The 18,986-nt window shown below is 71.7% G+C and carries 19 protein-coding genes; 16 read left to right on the top strand and 3 right to left on the bottom strand.

Annotated features, from left to right (window positions below):
- Positions 1–3: 3 nt before the first annotated feature.
- Positions 4–528 carry a hypothetical protein gene (locus tag JOD64_RS08120; protein WP_204941673.1) on the bottom strand — a complete coding sequence of 175 codons (525 nt, stop codon included), beginning with the start codon at positions 526–528 and terminating at the stop codon, positions 4–6.
- Between the two features lie 124 nt (positions 529–652).
- Complete coding sequence (locus JOD64_RS08115; RefSeq protein WP_204941672.1) at positions 653–1,096, bottom strand: Lrp/AsnC family transcriptional regulator; 444 nt, start codon at positions 1,094–1,096, stop codon at positions 653–655.
- 147 nt (positions 1,097–1,243) lie between these two features.
- Here JOD64_RS08115 and JOD64_RS08110 point away from each other — a divergent pair, with 147 nt between their 5' ends.
- The 14 genes from JOD64_RS08110 to JOD64_RS08045 are packed head-to-tail and all read left to right on the top strand — an operon-like array spanning position 1,244 to position 14,218.
- On the top strand, positions 1,244–2,146 hold the full coding sequence (locus tag JOD64_RS08110; protein WP_204945960.1) for a tryptophan 2,3-dioxygenase: 903 nt from the start codon (positions 1,244–1,246) through the stop codon (positions 2,144–2,146).
- A 14-nt stretch (positions 2,147–2,160) separates the two neighbouring features.
- Entirely contained in the window at positions 2,161–3,438 is a 1,278-nt protein-coding gene (gene kynU, locus JOD64_RS08105; protein ID WP_204941671.1) for a kynureninase, read from the top strand.
- Positions 3,435–4,772 carry an FAD-dependent oxidoreductase gene (locus JOD64_RS08100; RefSeq protein ID WP_204941670.1) on the top strand — a complete coding sequence of 446 codons (1,338 nt, stop codon included), beginning with the start codon at positions 3,435–3,437 and terminating at the stop codon, positions 4,770–4,772. Before kynU ends, JOD64_RS08100 begins: the two co-directional genes overlap by 4 nt.
- Before the next feature lie 23 nt (positions 4,773–4,795).
- The gene (locus JOD64_RS08095; protein ID WP_204945959.1) at positions 4,796–6,277 is read left to right on the top strand and encodes a 2-hydroxymuconic semialdehyde dehydrogenase; all 1,482 of its coding nucleotides are present in this window, start codon (positions 4,796–4,798) and stop codon (positions 6,275–6,277) included.
- A 23-nt stretch (positions 6,278–6,300) separates the two neighbouring features.
- Entirely contained in the window at positions 6,301–7,098 is a 798-nt protein-coding gene (locus tag JOD64_RS08090; RefSeq protein ID WP_204941669.1) for a 2-keto-4-pentenoate hydratase, read from the top strand.
- 58 nt (positions 7,099–7,156) lie between these two features.
- Positions 7,157–8,086, top strand: coding sequence for an acetaldehyde dehydrogenase (acetylating) (locus JOD64_RS08085; protein WP_204941668.1), 930 nt, complete (start codon positions 7,157–7,159; stop codon positions 8,084–8,086).
- A complete protein-coding gene (gene dmpG, locus JOD64_RS08080) occupies positions 8,083–9,204 on the top strand; it encodes a 4-hydroxy-2-oxovalerate aldolase (RefSeq protein ID WP_204941667.1) in 1,122 nt (373 codons plus the stop codon). Before JOD64_RS08085 ends, dmpG begins: the two co-directional genes overlap by 4 nt.
- On the top strand, positions 9,201–9,974 hold the full coding sequence (locus tag JOD64_RS08075; RefSeq protein WP_204941666.1) for a 2-keto-4-pentenoate hydratase: 774 nt from the start codon (positions 9,201–9,203) through the stop codon (positions 9,972–9,974). Before dmpG ends, JOD64_RS08075 begins: the two co-directional genes overlap by 4 nt.
- The gene (locus JOD64_RS08070) at positions 9,968–10,399 is read left to right on the top strand and encodes a RidA family protein (RefSeq protein ID WP_372434235.1); all 432 of its coding nucleotides are present in this window, start codon (positions 9,968–9,970) and stop codon (positions 10,397–10,399) included. Before JOD64_RS08075 ends, JOD64_RS08070 begins: the two co-directional genes overlap by 7 nt.
- Positions 10,396–10,920 (top strand): 3-hydroxyanthranilate 3,4-dioxygenase, encoded by a 525-nt coding sequence (locus tag JOD64_RS08065; protein ID WP_204941664.1) that lies wholly within the window; start codon positions 10,396–10,398, stop codon positions 10,918–10,920. The genes JOD64_RS08070 and JOD64_RS08065 overlap by 4 nt, the downstream gene beginning before the upstream one ends.
- The gene (locus tag JOD64_RS08060; protein WP_204941663.1) at positions 10,920–11,933 is read left to right on the top strand and encodes an amidohydrolase family protein; all 1,014 of its coding nucleotides are present in this window, start codon (positions 10,920–10,922) and stop codon (positions 11,931–11,933) included. The genes JOD64_RS08065 and JOD64_RS08060 overlap by 1 nt, the downstream gene beginning before the upstream one ends.
- Before the next feature lie 55 nt (positions 11,934–11,988).
- Complete coding sequence (locus JOD64_RS08055) at positions 11,989–13,452, top strand: amidase (RefSeq protein ID WP_204941662.1); 1,464 nt, start codon at positions 11,989–11,991, stop codon at positions 13,450–13,452.
- Positions 13,453–13,503: 51 nt separating this feature from the next.
- A complete protein-coding gene (gene ctaJ, locus JOD64_RS08050) occupies positions 13,504–13,824 on the top strand; it encodes an aa3-type cytochrome oxidase subunit CtaJ (protein ID WP_435795513.1) in 321 nt (106 codons plus the stop codon).
- Entirely contained in the window at positions 13,811–14,218 is a 408-nt protein-coding gene (locus tag JOD64_RS08045) for a DUF5130 family protein (protein ID WP_204941661.1), read from the top strand. The genes ctaJ and JOD64_RS08045 overlap by 14 nt, the downstream gene beginning before the upstream one ends.
- 529 nt (positions 14,219–14,747) lie before the next feature.
- Here JOD64_RS08045 and pepN read toward each other — a convergent pair.
- Positions 14,748–17,297, bottom strand: a complete 2,550-nt coding sequence (gene pepN / locus JOD64_RS08040; protein ID WP_204941660.1) for an aminopeptidase N — start codon at positions 17,295–17,297, stop codon at positions 14,748–14,750.
- Positions 17,298–17,519: 222 nt separating this feature from the next.
- On the opposite strand from pepN, the gene JOD64_RS08035 reads away from it, so the two are divergent.
- Together JOD64_RS08035 and JOD64_RS08030 are read left to right on the top strand one after the other, a co-directional pair.
- Positions 17,520–18,146 (top strand): mycothiol-dependent nitroreductase Rv2466c family protein, encoded by a 627-nt coding sequence (locus tag JOD64_RS08035; RefSeq protein WP_204941659.1) that lies wholly within the window; start codon positions 17,520–17,522, stop codon positions 18,144–18,146.
- A 192-nt stretch (positions 18,147–18,338) separates the two neighbouring features.
- Entirely contained in the window at positions 18,339–18,917 is a 579-nt protein-coding gene (locus tag JOD64_RS08030) for a hypothetical protein (protein WP_204941658.1), read from the top strand.
- Positions 18,918–18,986 lie beyond the last annotated feature (69 nt).

The following is an 18,986-nucleotide window of genomic DNA, read 5'->3' as shown; positions in this document are numbered from 1 at the left end:
GGCTCAGGAGCCGGCTCCGGTCCGGCGCCGGCCGCCCACCATCCCAAGTGCGACCGCGGTGGCGACCAGTGCCACGCCGCCGAGCACCAACAGCGAGCCGGTACCGCGACCGCTGGCCGTTCCGCCGCCCCCGGTCGCCGGTCCCTTGCTGGGTGACGCCATGTTCAGCACGGTCAGCGTGGTCGAGGCGGTCTGGCCGTTCTCACAGCGCAGGTCGACCGGGTAGTCACCGGCCTGTTTGTCGGCCGGGATGGTGACCTGCGCGGTCAGGAAGCCCTTGTCCGGCTTGAGCATCACGTGCCCGAACGCGTCGGAGTGCACGTTGGACTTCCGGTTGTTGTTGTCGTTGTCGCAGCTCGCCCGGATGCTGACCCGGCTACCGGCCTGGGCGCTGTTCGGCGTCACCTCGACGAAGATGTTCTCACCGGCCCGCGCCGGCGCGACAGACATCAGGACGAACGCCCCGATCAGCCCCACCAGTGTCAGTGCGGACGAGAGCGCGCGGTTGATCGTGCGGATTCCCTGCATGATTTCCCCCCAACCGGCGACGACCGCCGGAACCCTCCCCTGGGCACGCCGCTGCTTTCCCCCTGGCCCAAGCCCAAACCGACCCACCCCGAGGGCCCGCGTCCCCGATTCGCCGCGGTCAGGGTCAGGGGCGGGGGAGGGGGGTGATGGGCTGCCAGTCGAGGGGGGAGGAGAGGACCATCGTGCTCGACGGCTGGCCGTACGGGGCGAGTCGGTCGATGACCCCCTCGAAGGCACCGATCGAGCCGGCGGCCACCTTCAGCATGCTGCACGCGTCGCCGGTGATCCGGTGGATCTCCAGGATCTCCGGCCAGCCGGCCACCGCCGGATCGTGCAGGATGCATCGCGCGCCGTAGCAGGACATCCGGATCAGCGCGACCACGGTACGGCCGGCCCGGGTCAGGTCGACATGGGCGTGGTAGCCGGTGATGACGCCGGCCTCCTCCAGCCGGCGAACCCGCTCCGCAACCGCTGGCGGGGACAGGTGCACCCGCCGGGACAGCTCACTGAAGGAGAGCCGCGCGTCGGCCTGCAACTCGCGCAGCAGGGCCCAGTCCATGTCGTCCACGCTCAGACCTTACTTTCGTGAACCGACTTCGCCTAGTTGCCGTTGTTTCGCCAGGAGAAAGCGCCGAGAGCCGTTGATCCGGCATTCCGTAGGCCGATCCGACCGCGGGATCATGACGTCGGCTAGTCCGGGGGAGGGAGACAGATGGTGGATCAGACGGAGCGGCGGGCGCCGAACCGCCCCGCCTCGGTGCGACCGGTGACCCCGCGCCAGCGGGCCGCCCGCGCCGCACGTAACGGTGGCGAGCCGACGCTGGAGTTCGCCGAGAGGGTGCCGTACGACGCGTACGTGCAGGCCAGTGCCCTGCACCAGCTGCAGCAGCCACTGAGCAGCGACCCGGGTGAGATGTCCTTCCTGATGGTCAGCCAGATCATGGAGCTGTACTTCGGGTTGACCTGCCACGAGCTGCGGGAGACCCAGCGTCTGCTCCGCGCCGACCAGGTCTGGGACGCGCTGGCGCCGCTGCGCCGCGCCGCCCTGCACCTGGAAGGGCTCAACGCCGCCTGGCAGGGTCTGCGCTGGATGACCCCGGCCGACTTCAACCGGTTCCGCAACCTGCTCGGCGAGGGCTCGGGCTTCCAGTCGGCGATGTACCGGCAGTTGGAGTTCCTCCTCGGGCTGCGGGACCCGGCGCTGATCAGGCCGTTCCGCCGGCAGACCGAGGTGCACGCGGCGCTGAGCGCCGCGCTGGCCACCCCGAGCCTGTGGGACGACGTGCTCGCACTGCTCGCCCGGCGCGGCTTCGACCTCCCCGCCGACCTGCTCGACCGGGACGTGGCCGTCGAGCACGACCCGCAGCCGTCGGTCGAGGCGGCCTGGGTGCAGATCTACGGTGACACCGGCCCGGACAACCACCTGCGACTGCTCGGCGAGGCGCTGAGCGGTGTCGCCGAGGAGTTCGGCGACTGGCGCTGGAACCACGTGAAGGCGGTGCAGCGGACGATGGGCGCCAAGGTCGGCAGTGGCGGCTCCGCCGGCCTGGCATGGTTGCAGCGCAGCATGTCCCGGGTGGTCTTCCCGGAGCTGTGGTCGGCCCGTACCGCGATGTGACCGGAGAAGAAGACATGCACACCCCAGAACAAGAGGCGCACCGCCTCGACGAGGCCGACCCCGGGCACCGGCACCTGTTCCACGTGCCGCCGGCCGACGGCGGCGACCACCCCGAGTCGGCGTACCTCGCCGGCAACTCGCTCGGCCTGCAACCCCGGGCCACCCGCGACGAACTCCTCGCCGACCTGGACGCCTGGGGGCGGCTCGGCGTCGAGGGGCACCTGGAGGCGGAGCGCGCCTGGCTGCCGTACCACGAGCTGTTGACCGCGCCGGCTGCCCGACTGGTCGGCGGCCGGCCCGCGGAGACCGTGGTGATGAACTCGCTCACGGTCAACCTGCACCTGCTGATGGTGAGTTTCTACCGCCCGGCCGGCACCCGCACCCGGATCGTCATCGAGGACGCCGCGTTCCCCTCGGACAGTTACGCCGTGCGCAGTCAGGCCCGGTTCCACGGCCTGGACCCGGACGACACGGTGGTCCGGCTGCGCCCACGCGCCGGCGAGGACGCCCTGCGTACCGAGGACGTGACCGACTACCTGGCCACCGAGGGCGATCGGGTGGCGCTGGTGCTGCTCGGCGGGGTCAACTACCTGACCGGCGAGCTGCTCGACATTCCGGCGATCACGGCCGCCGGTCGCGCGGCCGGAGCCGTGGTGGGCTGGGACCTGGCCCACGCGGTCGGCAACGTGCCGCTGGCCCTGCACGACTGGGACGTCGACTTCGCCGCCTGGTGCTCCTACAAATACCTGAACTCGGGGCCGGGCGCCCTGGCGGGCGTCTTCGTGCACGAGCGGCACCTCGGCGATCCCGACCTGCCCCGCTTCGAGGGGTGGTGGAGCACCGCGGCGGCCACCCGCTTCGAGATGACCCCGGTGTCCCGACCACCCACCACTGTGGAGGCCTGGCAGATCTCCAACCCGCCGATCTTCGCGATGGGCCCGGTACGTACCTCGCTGGAGTTGTTCGACACGGTCGGCATGGCGGCGCTGCGCGCGCGCAGCCTGCGACTCACCGGCTGGCTGGAGTCGCTGCTCGACGAGGTCACCGCCGACCGGCCGCTGCGCGTGGTCACCCCGCGCGACCCCGCCCGGCGGGGCTGCCAACTCTCGGTGCGCATCGCCGCCGGCAGTGCCGCCGAGCTGACCAAACGCCTGCGGTACGAACACGGCGTGATCGCCGACGCCCGTGAACCGGACGTCGTCCGGTTCGCCCCGGTGCCGCTCTACTCCACGTACCTTGACTGCTGGCGGGCGGCGGCCGCGCTGGCCACGACGGTCGGGGCGACCTCATGACCGCCCGGCGTGACGAGATCGCGATCATCGGTGCGGGGCTGGCCGGCTGTCTGGCCGCATGTTTCCTGGCTCGGCGCGGCTACCCGGTGGCCCTCTACGAGCGCCGCTCCGACCCGCGCACCGGCACGGCCGAGCGCGGTCGCTCGATCAACCTGGCGCTCTCCGAGCGCGGGCTGGACGCGCTGCGCCGGATCGGGCTGGCCGAGCAGGTGATGACCGACGCCCTGCCGATGCGCGGCCGGATGATCCACCCGGTCGAGGGGGAGCAGCAGTTCCAGTCGTACAGCGCGGCCGGTGACCGGGCGATCAACTCGATCAGCCGGGGTGCGCTGAACAACGCCCTGCTGGACGAGGCCGCCGCGCTGCCCGGGGTGCGGATCGTCTTCGACCACCGGCTGGTCGGGCTCGACCCGATCGATGGCACCCTGAGCTTCGAGACCCCGCAGGGCCCGGTCGCCGCCAAGGCGTCGGTCGTGCTGGGTGCCGACGGCGCCGGCTCCGCGGTGCGCGGGCAACTGCTCGCGTACGGGCTGCTGGACGAGAGCGTGGACTTTCTCGACTACGGCTACAAGGAGCTGACGATCCCGGCGCTGGGCGGGGACTTCGCCCTGGACCCGGATGCCCTGCACATCTGGCCGCGTGGCACCTCGATGATGATCGCGCTGCCCAACCCGGACCGCTCCTTCACCTGCACCCTGTTCTGGCCCAACGAGGGCGCCGGGAGCTTCGCGGCACTGGACAGCCCGGCGGCGATCGAAGAGCACTTCGCCCAGCACTACCCGGACGTCATCCCGCTGGCACCGAACCTGGTCGACGACTACCAGCACAACCCGGTGGGCGTGCTCGGCACGGTTCGCTGCACCCCCTGGCAGGTCTACGGGAAGGTCGGCCTGCTCGGCGACGCGGCGCACGCGATCGTGCCGTTCTACGGCCAGGGCGCCAACTGTGCGTTCGAGGACGTGGTCGAGCTGGACCGCTGTCTGGACGAGTGCGCTGACGACTGGTTGGCGGCGCTGCCGCTGTTCCAGCGACGCCGGCAGGAGAACGCCGAGGCCATCGCGACGATGGCGCTGACCAACTTCGTGGAGATGCGGGACAAGGTCGCCTCCCCGGTCTTCCAGTTGAGGCGGCGGGTGGAGCACGCACTGGAACGGGCCCTGCCCGGCCGGTACGTTTCCCAGTACGAGCTGGTGTCCTTCTCCACTACCGGGTACGCGGAGGTGCGCCGCCGGGTCCGACGGCAGCACCGGGTGCTCGGCGCGGTCGCCGGCGGGGCGGCGTTGCTGCTGGTCGGCGCGGTCGGCGCGGCACTGAGCCGAGGGAGGCGCGGATGACCGGCAACTGGGATCCGCGGTTGATGGCCGGTCACGCGCCGGCCGGGCCACTGCGGCTGCGTAACTTCGTCGGCGGCGAGTTCGTCGACGGTGGGCCGACGTTCGCCAAGGCGAGCCCGGTCACCGGGGAGCAGGTGTTCGAGGTCGTCGAGGCGTCGAAGTCCACCGTGGACGACGCGGTGGCCGCCGCCCGGGCCGCCCTGCACGGGCCGTGGGGCCGGATGGGCGAACGGGAACGTGCCGAGGTGCTGCGCCGGGTCGCCGACGAACTGGAACGCCGCTTCGACGACCTGGTCGCCGCCGAGGTCGCCGACACCGGCAAGTCCATCGCCCAGGCCCGCACGCTGGACATCCCGCGTGGCGCGGCGAACTTCCGGGCGTTCGCGGAGATCGTGGCGACCGCGCCCACCGAGTCGTTCACCACCGTCACCCCGACCGGCGGCCGGGCGCTCAACTACGCGCTCCGCAAACCGGTCGGTGTGGTCGCCGTCATCGTGCCGTGGAACCTGCCACTGCTGCTGCTCACCTGGAAGGTGGCCCCGGCGCTGGCCTGCGGCAACGCCGTCGTGGTCAAGCCCAGCGAGGAGACGCCCGCCTCGGCGACGCTGCTCGCCGAGGTGATGGCCGCCGCCGGCGTACCGGCCGGGGTGTTCAACCTGGTGCACGGGTTCGGGCCGGACTCCGCCGGCGAGTTCCTCACCCGCCACCCGGGGGTCGACGCGATCACCTTCACCGGTGAGTCGGCCACCGGCGGCGCGATCATGCGGGCCGCCGCCGACGGGGTGAAGGCGGTGAGCTTCGAACTGGGCGGCAAGAACGCCGGCCTGGTCTTCGCCGACGCCGACCTGGACGCCGCGGTGGCCGGCTCGATGCGGTCCAGCTTCACCAACGGCGGGCAGGTGTGCCTCTGCACCGAACGCCTCTACGTGCAGCGCCCGGTCTTCGAGGAGTTCACCGCCCGGCTCGCCAAGCGTGCCGGCGAACTGGCGTACGGCTGGCCGACCGACGAGGCCACCGCCACCATGCCGCTGATCTCCCACCAGCACCGGGCGAAGGTGCTCGGCGCGTACGAGTTGGCCCGCGCCGAGGGCGCCGAGGTGCTGACCGGCGGCGGCACGCCCACCTTCGGTGACGCCCGCGACGGCGGGTCGTACGTGCAACCGACCGTGCTCACCGGGCTCGGCCCCGACGCTCGTACCAACCGGGAGGAGATCTTCGGCCCGGTGGTGCACGTGGCGCCGTTCGACACCGAGGACGAGGCGTACGCGCTCGCGAACGGCACCGAGTACGGCCTGGCGGCGACCGTGTGGACCCGGGACGTGGGTGTCGCCCACCGAGCCGGAGCGCGGCTCGACGCCGGCATCGTCTGGGTCAACACGTGGTTCCTGCGCGACCTGCGTACCCCGTTCGGCGGGGTGAAGGCGTCCGGCATCGGCCGCGAGGGCGGCGTGCACTCGTTGAACTTCTACTCCGAACTCACGAACGTCTGCGTGGACCTGTCATGAGCGCACCGCAGCGAGGAGCGGGCATGGAACCTGACATCGAGGCCGCCAACCGGGAGTTGGCCGACGCCCGCAACACCGGCAAGCCGTGCCCACCGCTACGCGGTCGCTTGCTGCCGGAGGGGGACGTCGAGTCCGCGTACCGTGTGCAGCAGCTTCAGGCGCGGGCCTGGCAGGGCCGCGGCGAACGCCGGGTCGGCGCGAAGATCGGGCTGACCTCCCGGGCAGTGCAGGAGACCTTCGGGGTGTTCCAGCCCGACTTCGGGATGCTGACCGACGCCATGGCGGTCGGCGACGGGGTCGAGGTGGCCATCGACCGGCTGCTCCAGCCGCGGGTCGAGGCGGAGATCGCGTTCGTGCTCGACAAGGACCTCCCGGACCCACAGATCACGCTGGTCGACCTGATCCGCGCGGTCGATTACGTGCTGCCGGCCATCGAGATCGTCGACTCGCGCATCGCCGCCTGGGACATCTCCATCGTGGACACCGTCGCCGACAACGCCTCCAGCGGGCTCTTCGTGCTCGGCACGACGCCGCGCCGACTCGCCGACATCGATTTGCGGCTCTGCGGGATGGTGCTGGAGCACGCCGGTGAACCGGTTTCGGTGGGCGCGGGCGCGGCCTGCCTGGGTAACCCGCTGCACGCCGTGCAGTGGCTGGCCGGCACCCTCGCACGCGCCGGTGACCCGCTGCGTGCCGGCGACGTGGTGCTCTCCGGTGCGCTCGGCCCGATGGTGCCGGTCACGCCGGGTGCCGCGTACGAGGCGCGGATCTCCGGGCTCGGTTCGGTGCGCACCTGCTTCAGTGCTGGAGGTAACCAGTGAGCGCGAGGAGTGAGCCGGGTTTGCGAGCCCCGCAGTCGCGAACGAAAGGCAGATCAGCATGACCGGTGTGGCGGTGCTCGGTTCCGGCAACATCGGCACCGACCTGATGATCAAAGTTCTCCGGCTGAGTGACAGCCTGCGGATGGTGGCGATGGCCGGCATCGACCCGGCGTCCGACGGTCTCGCCAGGGCCCGTCGGCTCGGCGTGGCCACCACCGCCGACGGCGTGGACGGGCTCGTGGCGATGCCCGAGTTCGCCGACGTCGAGCTGGTCTTCGACGCCACCTCGGCCGGGGCGCACCGACGCCACGACGAGGTGCTGCGAGCGCACGGCCGCACGATTGTCGACCTGACCCCGGCCGCGCTCGGCCCGTACGTGGTGCCGCCGGTCAACCTCGACGAGCACCTGCACGAGCCGAATGTCAACATGGTGACCTGCGGTGGTCAGGCGACCGTGCCGATCGTCGCCGCCGTCGGCCGGGTCACCCCGGTGGCGTACGGGGAGATCGTCGCGTCGATTGCGTCCCGCTCTGCCGGACCGGGCACCCGGGCCAACATCGACGAGTTCACCGAGACCACCGCCCGGGCCATCGAGGTCGTCGGTGGTGCCGACCGGGGCAAGGCGATCATCGTGCTGAACCCGGCGGACCCACCACTGCTGATGCGCGACACCGTCTACTGCCTCTGCCCGGACGCCGACGCCGACACCGACGCCATCGCGGCCTCGGTGGCGGACATGGTGGCGTCGGTGCAGGAGTACGTCCCCGGCTACCAACTCAAGCAGGACGTGCAGTTCGACCGGGTCGAGGCCTACCTGCCGGCGCTCGGGCGGCAGCTCACCGCGCTGCAGGTGTCGGTGTTCCTGGAGGTCTCCGGTGCCGGGCACTACCTGCCGGCGTACGCCGGGAACCTGGACATCATGACCTCGGCCGCGTTGCGCACCGCCGAGCGGCTGGTGGCGTTGCGGGTGAAGGGAGCGGTGGCATGACGGATCTGTACATCCAGGACGTGACGCTGCGCGACGGTATGCACGCCATCGCGCACCAGTACACCGTCGAGCAGGTACGCACCATCGCCGCCGCGCTGGACGCCGCCGGTGTCGCCGCCATCGAGGTGGCACACGGTGACGGGCTCGCCGGTTCCAGCGTGAACTACGGCCACGGCGCGGCCACCGACGCCGAGTGGATCTCCGCCGCCGCCGAGGTGCTGACCACGGCGAAACTGACCACCCTGCTGCTGCCGGGCATCGGCACGATCGCCGATCTGAAGGCCGCGAAGGCGCTCGGGGTGACAAGCGTCCGGATCGCCACCCACTGCACCGAGGCGGACATCTCCGCCCAGCACATCTCCTGGGCCAGGGAGAACGGCATGGACGTGGCCGGGTTCCTGATGATGTCGCACATGTCCGACCCGGCCGGGCTCGCCGGACAGGCCAAGCTGATGGAGTCGTACGGGGCGCACTGCGTCTACGTCACCGACTCCGGCGGTCGGCTGCTGATGTCCGACGTGGCGCAGCGGGTCGACGCGTACCGGCAGGTCCTGGCACCGGAGACGCAGATCGGCATCCATGCCCACCACAACCTGTCCCTCGGGGTCGCCAACAGCGTGCTCGCCGTCGAGCACGGCCGGGTCACCGGGTCCGCGCCGGTCGGCCCCGACGCACCGCACGGCCGGACCGTCCGCGTCGATGCCTCCCTCGCCGGCATGGGCGCGGGCGCCGGCAACGCGCCGCTGGAGGTCTTCGTGGCGGTCGCCGAGCTGCACGGCTGGAAGCACGGCTGCGACGTGTTCGCGCTGATGGACGCGGCCGACGACATCGTCCGCCCGTTGCAGGATCGGCCGGTCCAGGTGGATCGGGAGACGCTCTCTCTCGGGTACGCCGGGGTCTACTCCAGCTTCCTGCGGCACGCCGAGCGGGCCTCGACGCGTTACGGCGTGGACGTCCGCTCGATCCTGGTCGAGCTGGGTCGGCGCCGGATGGTCGGCGGCCAGGAGGACATGATCGTGGACGTGGCACTCGACCTGGCCGGCACGGAGGCTGTGAGCGCGAGGAGTGAGCCGGGTTTGCGAGCCCCGCAGTCGCGAACGAAGGGTGGCGCAGCATGATCGGACCGGACGTCGCGGGGATCGCCGAGAAGTTGGGCGCGGCAGCGGACGCGGCCACCCCCATCCCGCAGCTCGCCGCCGAGACCGGCCTCGACGTGGACGCCGCGTACGCCGTGCAGGCCGCCCTGCTCCAGCGCCGCCTCGACGCCGGTCAACGGCTGGTCGGGTTGAAGATGGGGCTCACCAGCAAGGCGAAGATGGCCCAGGTCGGCGTCGACGAGGTGATCTGGGGGCGACTCACCGACGCGATGCGGGTGCCCGACGGCGGTTCCGTGGACCCGGCCGCGTACATCCATCCCCGGGTCGAGCCGGAGGTGGCGTTCCTGCTGGACCGGCTGCCCGAGCCGGGCGAGCCGGTCGGCGACTTCACCAGCGCGGTCCGCGCGGTCGCCCCGGCCATCGAGCTGATCGACTCCCGGTACGCCGACTTCCGTTTCTCGCTGCCGGACGTGATCGCCGACAACACCTCGGCCGCCGCGTTCGTGATCGGGCCGTGGTCGCCGGTGCCCGCGGGGCTGGACAACCTCGGCGTGCTGCTGGAGGTCGACGGGCGGGTGGCCCAGGTCGGCTCGACGGCGGCGATCCTCGGCGATCCGCGCCGGGCCCTCGACGAGGGCATCCGGCTGGCCGGTCGGCACGGGGTGCGGTTGCAGTCCGGGTGGGTCTTCCTGGCCGGTGCCGCTACGGCCGCCGTGCCGCTGCGTCCCGGTGCCCATGTCCGTGCTGTCGTCGAGAAGCTCGGCACGGCGTCGCTGCGGGCCTCATCGTGATCGACGGTGCGCGGGTCGTTGTGGGGAAGGCTGTGCCTCGGGGGGCTTTTCCGCACGTCAAGGTGGCGGGTGGGTTCGTCTTCGTCTCCGGTACGTCGTCGCGGCGAGCCGACAACAGCTTCGCCGGTGTGTCGGTGGACGGGTTCGGGACCACGAACCTCGACATCCGGCTGCAGACGCGGGCGGTCATCGAAAACGTGCGGGATCTGCTGCGCTCGGTCGGCGCGGACCTCACCGACCTCGTCCAGGTGACGTCCTACCTGGTCAACATGAACGACTTCGGTGGTTACAACGAGGTGTGGGCGGAGTTCTTCGACGCGTCCGGCCCGACCCGCACGACGGTGGCGGTGCACCAGTTGCCGCACCCGCACCTGCTCATCGAGATCCAGGCCGTGGCCCTTCTTCCCTCCGGAGGTCAGTCGTGAGCGAGATTGCCGAGCCGTTCAGCTTTCCAGGATGGATCGCGGACAACCAGCACCTGTTGAAGCCGCCAGTGGGCAACAAGGAGATGTTCCCCGGCGGGGACGACTTCATCGTGATGGTGGTGGGTGGGCCCAACCAGCGCACCGACTTCCACGTGGACCCGTACGAGGAGTTCTTCTACCAGGTCAAGGGCAACATGCACATCAACCTGATGACCCCGGAGGGGCCGCGTACGGTGCACGTGCGCGAGGGCCAGATGTGGATGCTGCCGCGCAACACCCCACACTCGCCGCAGCGGCCCGAGGCCGGCTCGATCGGTGTGGTCGTCGAGCGGGTCCGTGAGGAGGGCACGCTGGAGACGTTCCAGTGGTACTGCCCCGGGTGCGGCAACAAGGTGCACGAGGTGGAGTTGCAGGTTCGCGACATCGCCGCCGACCTGCCGCCGGTTTTCCAGGCGTTCTACGCCGACGAGCAGGCGCGCACCTGCGCCAACTGCGGCACCCTGCACCCGGGCAAGGGCTGATGCCCACAGGTGTGGTGGACGTGCACACGCACGTCGTACCGAAGGGTTGGCCGGACCTCGGCGCAGCGTGCGGCGGGTCCGGTTGGCCCTGGTTGCGGGTCGACTCCGAGCGGGCCGCCATGATCATGGTGGGGGAGACCGAGTTCCGCCCGGTCGGCGCCGAGTGCTGGGACGCGTCGCGCCGACTGGCCGACATGGACGCCGACGGCGTGGACGTGCAGGTGGTCTCACCGACGCCGGTCTTCTTCAGCTATGACCGCCCGGTCGACCAGGCGGTGAAGGTCGCCCGGATCTTCAACGACCTGACCCTGGAGGTCACCGCGGCCGGGGGTGACCGACTGGTGCCGTTCTGCCAGGTGCCCCTGCAGGACCCGGACGCCGCCTGCGCCGAACTGGACCGCAGCCTGGCCGCCGGGCACGTGGGGGTGGAGATCGGCAACCACGTCGGCGACCGGGACCTCGACGACGCCGGTGTGGTCACCTTCCTCCAGCACTGTGCCGAGGTGGGCGCCCCCGTCTTCGTTCATCCGTGGGACATGCCGGGCGGTCCCCGGCTGGACCGGTGGATGGCCCGTTGGCTCACCGGAATGCCCGCCGAGACGCACCTGTCGGTGCTGGCGATGATCCTGGGCGGCGTCTTCGACCGGGTGCCGGAGACGCTGCGGATCTGCTTCGCGCACGGCGGTGGCAGCTTCCCGTTCTGGCTCGGCCGCGCCGACAACGCCTGGCACCGCCGCGGCGACCTGGTCCGTGGCGCGTCCGCCGGCCCGCCCAGCAGCTACGTCGACCGGTTCAGCGTCGACTCGGTGGTCTTCGCGGCACCCGCGCTGCGGCTGCTGGTCGACACGATGGGGGAGGACCGGGTGCTGGTCGGCAGCGACTACCCGTACCCGCTGGGCGAACGCCCTGCCGGCGCGGTGGTGCGTGCGGCCGACTTCCTCACCGACGCCCAGCGGGACAAGGTCCTGGCCACCAACGCCCTACGCTTCCTCGGCCGGTCGGACACGACCTGATCGGTGGACGTCGTGTCGGCCGTCGACGGCGGTGCCCAGCGGGCAGGATGAGGGCATGTCCGAGCCGCACGACCTGACCGCGTTGGAGCAGGCCGCCGCGATGGCCCGCGGCGAGCTGTCCAGCGTCGACCTGGTCGAGCACCACCTGCGCCGGGTGGCGGCCGTCGGCGACACCGTGGGCGCGTTCGTGACCGTCACACCGGATCTCGCCCGGGCGGCCGCACGGGCAGCCGACGCCGTGCCCGTCGAGGCCCGGGGTCCACTGCACGGCGTACCGACCGCGATCAAGGACCTGACGCTCACCGCCGGCGTCCGGACCACCTTCGGCTCGGCCGCCTTCATCGACTTCGTCCCACCGGTCGACGCCGACGTGGTCCGGTTCATCAAGGCCGCCGGTCTGGTCAGCCTGGGCAAGACGACCACCTCCGAGTTGGGCTGCTCGCTCTACTCGGAGGGTCGCGTCGCGCCCCCGGCCCGCAATCCGTGGCAGCTGGCGTACACCGCGGGTGGTTCCAGTGGCGGCGCCGCGGCGGCGGTGGCGGCCGGGTTGGTCCCGGTGGCCCAGGGGTCCGACGGCGGCGGCTCGTTGCGCATCCCGGCGTCGCTCTGCGGCCTGGTCGGCTACAAACCCAGCCGCGGCCTCGTCTCCGGTGGGCCGCTCGGCTCCGGCGCGTTCGGCCTGCCCACCAGCGGCCCGCTCGGGCGGACCGTCACCGACGTCGCCGCGTTGCTCGACGTCATGGCCGTCCCGGTCCCCGGCGAGCCCTACCTGCCACCGCCCGCGCCGCCCGGCGGCTACCTGACCGTCGCGCGCCGGGCCGAGCCCGGCCCGCTGCGGATCGGCCGGTTCACCACGCCGATGCTCGCCGACGAGCCGGTGCACCCCGACTGTGTGGCCGCCGTGGACCGGGCCGCCGCGCTGCTCACCGCGGCCGGCCACGAGGTGGTCGAGGTGCCGCCGCCGCTCGGGCCGGCGGTGTGGCCGCTGTTCGAAATCCTCTGGTACGTGCTGGCGCTCGCCCCGGTGCCCCCGCAGCGCGAAGCGGAACTGCTGCCGCTGACCCGGCTGCTGCGGGCCCGGGGCGCCGAGGTCTCCGCCGGCACCCTGGCCACCACTCTCGGTGAGTTGCAGGCGCAGGTACGCCTCGGTGCCCGTCGCACCGCCGGCTGCGACCTCCTGCTCTGCCCCACCCTGGCTGCCCCGCAGGCACCCGTCGGCTGGTTCACCGCCGACGGCGACCCGGCGGCGGACTTCGAACGGCAACGCCGCTTCTCGCCCTACTGCGCCATTTTCAACGTCACCGGCGATCCTTCCGTCTCCCTGCCGCTCGGCACCACCACCGACGGCCTGCCCGTCGGGGTGCTGCTCACCGGCCGGTACGGCGACGACGCGCGGCTGATCGCTACCGCTGCGCAACTGGAGAACTGCTGTGACGGATGGGATCGGCACCCCGCAATCTGGCGGGCCGTCGACTCCGCTAACGTGAATGGCGACGGAGTCGGGTGGTCGGCATCGTGATCGTCCATTCGACCCGGTTGTTCGAGGTCGTCCTTCTTCCGCCTGGGGGCGTTGGGATTGTCTGTTACCGAGACGTTGCTGGTCTTCGTCGGCATCCCGCTGGCCGCGGTGCTGGTCATCGCCGGCCTGTCGTACGTCGGTAGCCGTGGTGGTGCCACCGGCGGTGGCGGCGGTGCCAAGCGCTACCGGCCGGGCCGGCCCTTCGACTTCACTCCGGTCTGGTTCCTGGGCCGCCCGGAGCAGCTGGCCGACTCGGCCGGCACCGCGCTGACGGCGGGGGCGCAGGCGCCCGCGCTGACCAGCCACAAGCTTGAGAAGGCCAGCGTCGAGGCGCCGGCCGGTGGAACCGGAGGCGCAAGTGACCGTTGGTGAGAAGCAGGTCGGGTCGGAAAATCCGCCCGAGGTGCTCGACGGGCCGTTCTCAACCCGCCAGCTGCTGCGCATCGACGAGGCCCTGCGCCTGGCCGACCAGGGCACCGGGCTGGTCTTCTCGGTATTCGTCGGCGGTCTCGACGAGCCCATCCGCGAGCACGCCCAGCGACTGCACCACCAGCTCGCCGAGCCCGACAAGTCGGTGCTGATCGCCGTGTCACCCAACCAGCGTCAGCTGGAGGTCGTCACCGGGCGCTACGCCCGCAAGCGCATCCCCGACACGTACGCGAAGCTGGCCGCGCTCTCCATGGTCGGCGCATTCAGCGGCGGCGACCTGGCCGGCGGCATCATCAACGGCCTCGACCAGCTCGCCAGCCACGCCGGCAAGGGCTGAGCCCTCCACTCGTACGGCGAAGCCCCGCCCGCCCCACCCCACCCGTCGCCACGCCGCGCGGCGCCACGCCGCGCGTCTCCACCCCGCGCCATGCCGCGCGTCTCCACCCCGCGCCATGCCGCGCGTCTTTTACCCGAGCGTCGCCGTCGAGCGTCTCCGCGTCGTGCGATCACGGCCAAGCGTGCGCGGGTGAGCACCATCGGGCGATGATCCACTCCATATCGGCGATGTGGGGGCATCCCGGCGGACGGATACCCCCACATCGGCGACATGGAGTGGATCAAACGAGCAGCCCGTCCGGGCGGCCCTTGCAGCGGGCAGGGCTGCGGGTTGGCTGGGCTGTTGGAGCGCGGCCAGTCGATCGAGCCAACCTCATCGGCCCCGGGTCGGCGTGGGCTTGCGGCGATTTGGCCTGGACCGCGTGGGCTTTGCACCAACGTCAGCCGCGACCGGCGTGGACTTGCACCAACGCCAGCCGGGGCTGGCGCGGGTTTGCACCCACGCCAGCCCCGGGCCGCGTACTTTCTGGTCAGCCCTGCTGGGCGTCCTTCGCGCGGGCCTTGAGCGCGCGTACCACGCCGTCGCGGCCCTCGGCGACCAGCCGCCGCAGCGGGGCGGGGTGCCCGTCGCCGGCCAGCCACGCGTCGGTGGCCGCCACCGTGTCGTCTTCCACCAGGTAGGTCGGGTAGGCCAGCTGGGCGAACTCCTGTGCCGGCTCGCTGTCCCGGGTGGCCCACACCTGGCCGACCGCCGCGAAGTACCGCTCGCGGTACGGGGCGACCAGCTCCACCTGCGCCGGGTGGGTGAGGCCCTGCAGGAGTGCCCGGTGGCGCCAGTTGGGCAGCGAGTCCGGGCCGGTCAGCAGCGCCCAGACGGCCGCCTTGTTCTCGGCCGTCGGCACCAGCGCGTGGGCGTACGCCGCCTCCCGCTCACCGCTGGCGGTGCGGTCGCCGGCCAGCTCCGCCTCGATCTCGGCGGCACCGGCCGCGCCGTTGGCCACCAGCGCGGCGAGGACCGACCAGCGCAGTTCGGTGTCCACGGTCAGACCGGCCGGCATGCCGGTGCCGTCCAGCCAGCCGCGCAGGGTCGCCAGGTCCTCGTCGGAGCGGGCCGCCGAGGTGAACGCGCGAGCCCAGGCGAGCTGGAACCCGCTGCCGGGCTCGGCGCTGGCGAGCGAGTCACGCGCGGTACGGGCCAGGTCGGCCCAACCGGTCGGCGCCCAGGCCGGGTCGGCGTACACGGTGAGCGTGGTGGTCGCCTGCCGCAGGGTGGCGGTGACCAGGTTGATGTCGGTCTCGGCGGGCAGCCCGCTCAGCGTGAGCGCCACGTAGTCACGGGCAGACAGCTCCGCGTCGCGGGTCATGTCCCACGCGGCGGTCCAGCACAATGCCCGGGCCAGCGACGACTCGAAGCCACCGATGTGCTGCACCACGTTGGCCATCGACCGGTCGTCGAGGCGCAGCTTGGTGTAGCTCAGGTCGTCGTCGTTGAGCAGCAGCACGTCAGCGGCCCGGACACCACGCAGCTCGGCGAGGTCGGTCCGCTCGCCGGCCACGTCCACCTCGTAGCGCTCGCGACGCACCAGCCGCCCGTCGGTCAGGTCGTACAGGCCCACGCCGATGCGGTGCGTCCGCAGCGTCGGGTACGCGGTCGGCGCCTCCTGCAGAACCGCCACCTGCTCGTACGTCCCGTCCGCGCCGATCGTCACCTCCGGCCGCAGCGTGTTGACCTGTGCGGTCTCCAGCCACTGCGCGGCGAACTTGCGCAGTTCCCGGCCGGATGCGGCCTCCAGTTCGGTGAGCAGGTCGTCGAAGGTGGCGTTGCCCCAGGCGTGCTTGCCGAAGTAGGCCCGCAGACCGGCGACGAACGGCTCCTCGCCCACGTACGCGACGAGCTGCTTGAGCACGCTCGCGCCCTTGGCGTAGGTGATGCCGTCGAAGTTGACCTCGACGGCCTCCATGTCCGGCATCTCGGTGTAGACCGGGTGGGTGGAGGAGAGCTGGTCCTGCCGGTAGCCCCAGTTCTTCCGGATGGACAGGAAGGTCGTCCACGCCTCGTTGAACCGGGTCGCGTGGGTGTTGCACCAGTGGCTGGCCCACTCGGCGAACGACTCGTTCAGCCACAGGTCGTTCCACCAGCGCATGGTGACCAGGTCGCCGAACCACATGTGGGCCAGCTCGTGCAGGATCGTGTTGGCCCGCTGCTCGTACTCGAAGTTGGTGACCTGCGAACGGAACAGGTAGTGCGATTCGGCGTGCGTCACGCAGCCGAAGTTCTCCATCGCGCCGGCGTTGAAGTCGGGCACCCAGAGCTGGTCGTACTTCGGCAGCGGGTAGCGCACGCCGAACTTCTCGTGGAAGAAGTCGAAGCCCTGCTTGGTGATCAGGAACAGATCGTCGGAGTCGAGGTACTGCGCCATCGACGCCCGGCAGAACACTCCCAGGTCGATGCCGTCGTGACTGTCGCGCACCTCGTGGTACGGCCCGGCGCACATCGCTGTGATGTAGGTGCTCATCCGGGGCGACTCGGCGAAGTGCAGCGTCTTGAGCCCCTCACCTGCGGGCTCCTCGCGCTGCACGGGCATGTTGGACACCGCGCGCCAGTGCGCCGGCACGGTGGCGTGCCAGGTGTAGACGCTCTTCAGGTCGGGCTGGTCGAAGCAGGCGAACACCCGCTGCGCGTCGGCCGTCTCGAACTGGCTGTAGAGGTACGTTTCGCCGTCCACGGGGTCGACCGTGCGGTGCAGTCCCTGGCCGCTGTTGGAGTACCCGAAGTCGGCGTCGACCACCAGGGTGTTGTCGCTTGCCAACCCGGTCAGCACGAGACCCTTCTCGGCCGACCAGTCGGAGAGGTCGACGGCCACGCCGTTCAGAGTCGCGGAGCGCACCGAATCGGCGGCCAACTCGATGAACGTGCTCGCGCCCGGCTCGGCGCAGCGGAACCGGACCTCGGTCGTCGACCGGAAAGTGCGGCCGTCGGCCGCCAGCACGGCGCTCGACAGGTCCAGACTGATGTCGTACCCCGTCACGTTGAGCAGGCGTGCCCGCTCGGTCGCCTCGACCTGCGTCAGGTTGCGCACTCCCGGCACTGTTCGTCTCCATCCCACAATTCGCCGTACGCCCGGCGGCGCCCGTCCGCCAACCGCTCGTGGCGGCCAGCCCGATCCGAGTCTTCCACGTACGGGCAGCCCGCGGTGGCCGAGGTCACGCTCTCATTCGGGTGCCGGTCGATGCACTCCGGGGTGAAGATTCTCTTGAGACGTCGGGCTTCCGGCGTCACCCCGCCGCGAAGGGACCTCACCGTGAGCGATCGTGTCACCGCCGACATGTGGTTCGATCCGGCCTGCCCGTGGGCGTGGATCACGTCCCGCTGGCTGCTTGAGGTCGAGAAGGTCCGGGACGTGGACATTCGCTTCCACGTGATGAGCCTGGCCGTGCTCAACGATGGCCGGGACGAGTTGCCCGAGGAGTACAAGACGTTCCTGAAGACCGCCTGGGGCCCGGTGCGGATCTGCATCGCCGCCGAGCAGCGGTACGGCGGCGACGTCCTGCGCCCGCTCTACACCGCGCTCGGCACCCGGATCCACCTCGGCAAGGAGGAGCGGGGGCAGGAGCTCTACGTCGCCGCGTTGGCCGATGCCGGCCTGGACCCGGCGCTGGCTGCGGCCGCCGACAGCACCGACTACGACGAGGCGCTGCGGGCCAGCCACGAGGCCGGCATGCGCCCGGTCGGGCAGGACGTCGGCACCCCGGTCGTGCACGCGCCCGGCCCGGACGGCACCCCGGTCGCCTTCTTCGGCCCGGTTATCACCCCGGCGCCGAAGGGGGAGGCCGCCGGCCGACTCTGGGACGGCGTACTGCTGGTCGCCGGCACCCCGGGCTTCTACGAGCTCAAGCGCACCCGTGAGCAGGGCCCGATCTTCGACTGAGGCGTCGGGAAGGGTCCCCTGTCGTGATTCGACGGGGGACCCTTCCGTCCGCGTACCGCACGGTGCCTCGCTCGGCGTGTCGCGGCACGGCGGCGCCCGCCCCGTCACCGGGAGCCCGCTGGGCTCGTTGGCCTGCATGTCCGCCGCAGCGACCCGCAGGGCCGCACCCCGCAGCTCGTGGAGGCTTTCCCGATGGCCAAGCACCGTGCGTCCGGTGACGATCAGCTGACCCGGCAGGGGGTGATCGAGACTCCCGGCGCGGCCTACTGGTCGGTCGACGACTCCCGCTGGCCGACGATCCGCCCCGACCTGCCCGCCGATGTGGCGGACCTGCTCGCCCCGCCCATCGTGGTCGGCGTGGCCCGGGTTCCGGTGACGTCCCGCCTGACCCCGCCCGCCGACGATGCTTCGGCCGGTCCTCCGGCACCGTTCGCCGATTCCGCGTCGTCGGTGGCGCCGGTTCTCGGGTCTCTGCCGTCGGTCCCGGCCGTGACTGCTGTCGTACCGTCGGCTCCGGTCCTTCCGTCGGCGGTCGCGCCGGCCGAACCGGCGCCGCCTCCGCCGGCGCCCACCGCCCCGCGTCCGGTGCCGACGCCGCCGCTGAGCCCGCGTCCCGTCCCGTCGCCGCCTCCCGAGCGCCCGGTGCCGTCGCCGCCCGCGTCGCCCCGCCGTGCGATGAACATCGGGCCGGCCGTGACCGGCCGACGGGGCAACGGCGGGCCGGCGACGACGGGCCGGCACCGCCGGGGCGCGTCCGACCGCGCCAGCTGACCGACCCGGCACTTTCATCTGGTGGACGCCGCGCGGGTCCCCGTCGGTGCCGACACCGTCGCCGGTAGC

Origin of the sequence: Micromonospora luteifusca, from assembly GCF_016907275.1 — a bacterium.
In the GTDB taxonomy this organism is placed as follows: domain Bacteria; phylum Actinomycetota; class Actinomycetes; order Mycobacteriales; family Micromonosporaceae; genus Micromonospora; species Micromonospora luteifusca.
This window is presented reverse-complemented; position numbering and strand designations above follow the sequence as displayed.

What these genes read in the sequence shown, in the direction of transcription:
- JOD64_RS08120 (WP_204941673.1), bottom strand. Translation starts at nt 528, where the DNA reads ATGCAGGGAATCCGCACGATCAACCGCGCGCTCTCGTCCGCACTGACA.
- kynU (WP_204941671.1), top strand. Translation starts at nt 2,161, where the DNA reads ATGCACACCCCAGAACAAGAGGCGCACCGCCTCGACGAGGCCGACCCC.
- JOD64_RS08100 (WP_204941670.1), top strand. Translation starts at nt 3,435, where the DNA reads ATGACCGCCCGGCGTGACGAGATCGCGATCATCGGTGCGGGGCTGGCC.
- JOD64_RS08095 (WP_204945959.1), top strand. Translation starts at nt 4,796, where the DNA reads ATGGCCGGTCACGCGCCGGCCGGGCCACTGCGGCTGCGTAACTTCGTC.
- JOD64_RS08090 (WP_204941669.1), top strand. Translation starts at nt 6,301, where the DNA reads ATGGAACCTGACATCGAGGCCGCCAACCGGGAGTTGGCCGACGCCCGC.
- JOD64_RS08085 (WP_204941668.1), top strand. Translation starts at nt 7,157, where the DNA reads ATGACCGGTGTGGCGGTGCTCGGTTCCGGCAACATCGGCACCGACCTG.
- dmpG (WP_204941667.1), top strand. Translation starts at nt 8,083, where the DNA reads ATGACGGATCTGTACATCCAGGACGTGACGCTGCGCGACGGTATGCAC.
- JOD64_RS08075 (WP_204941666.1), top strand. Translation starts at nt 9,201, where the DNA reads ATGATCGGACCGGACGTCGCGGGGATCGCCGAGAAGTTGGGCGCGGCA.
- JOD64_RS08060 (WP_204941663.1), top strand. Translation starts at nt 10,920, where the DNA reads ATGCCCACAGGTGTGGTGGACGTGCACACGCACGTCGTACCGAAGGGT.
- JOD64_RS08055 (WP_204941662.1), top strand. Translation starts at nt 11,989, where the DNA reads ATGTCCGAGCCGCACGACCTGACCGCGTTGGAGCAGGCCGCCGCGATG.
- JOD64_RS08030 (WP_204941658.1), top strand. Translation starts at nt 18,339, where the DNA reads ATGGCCAAGCACCGTGCGTCCGGTGACGATCAGCTGACCCGGCAGGGG.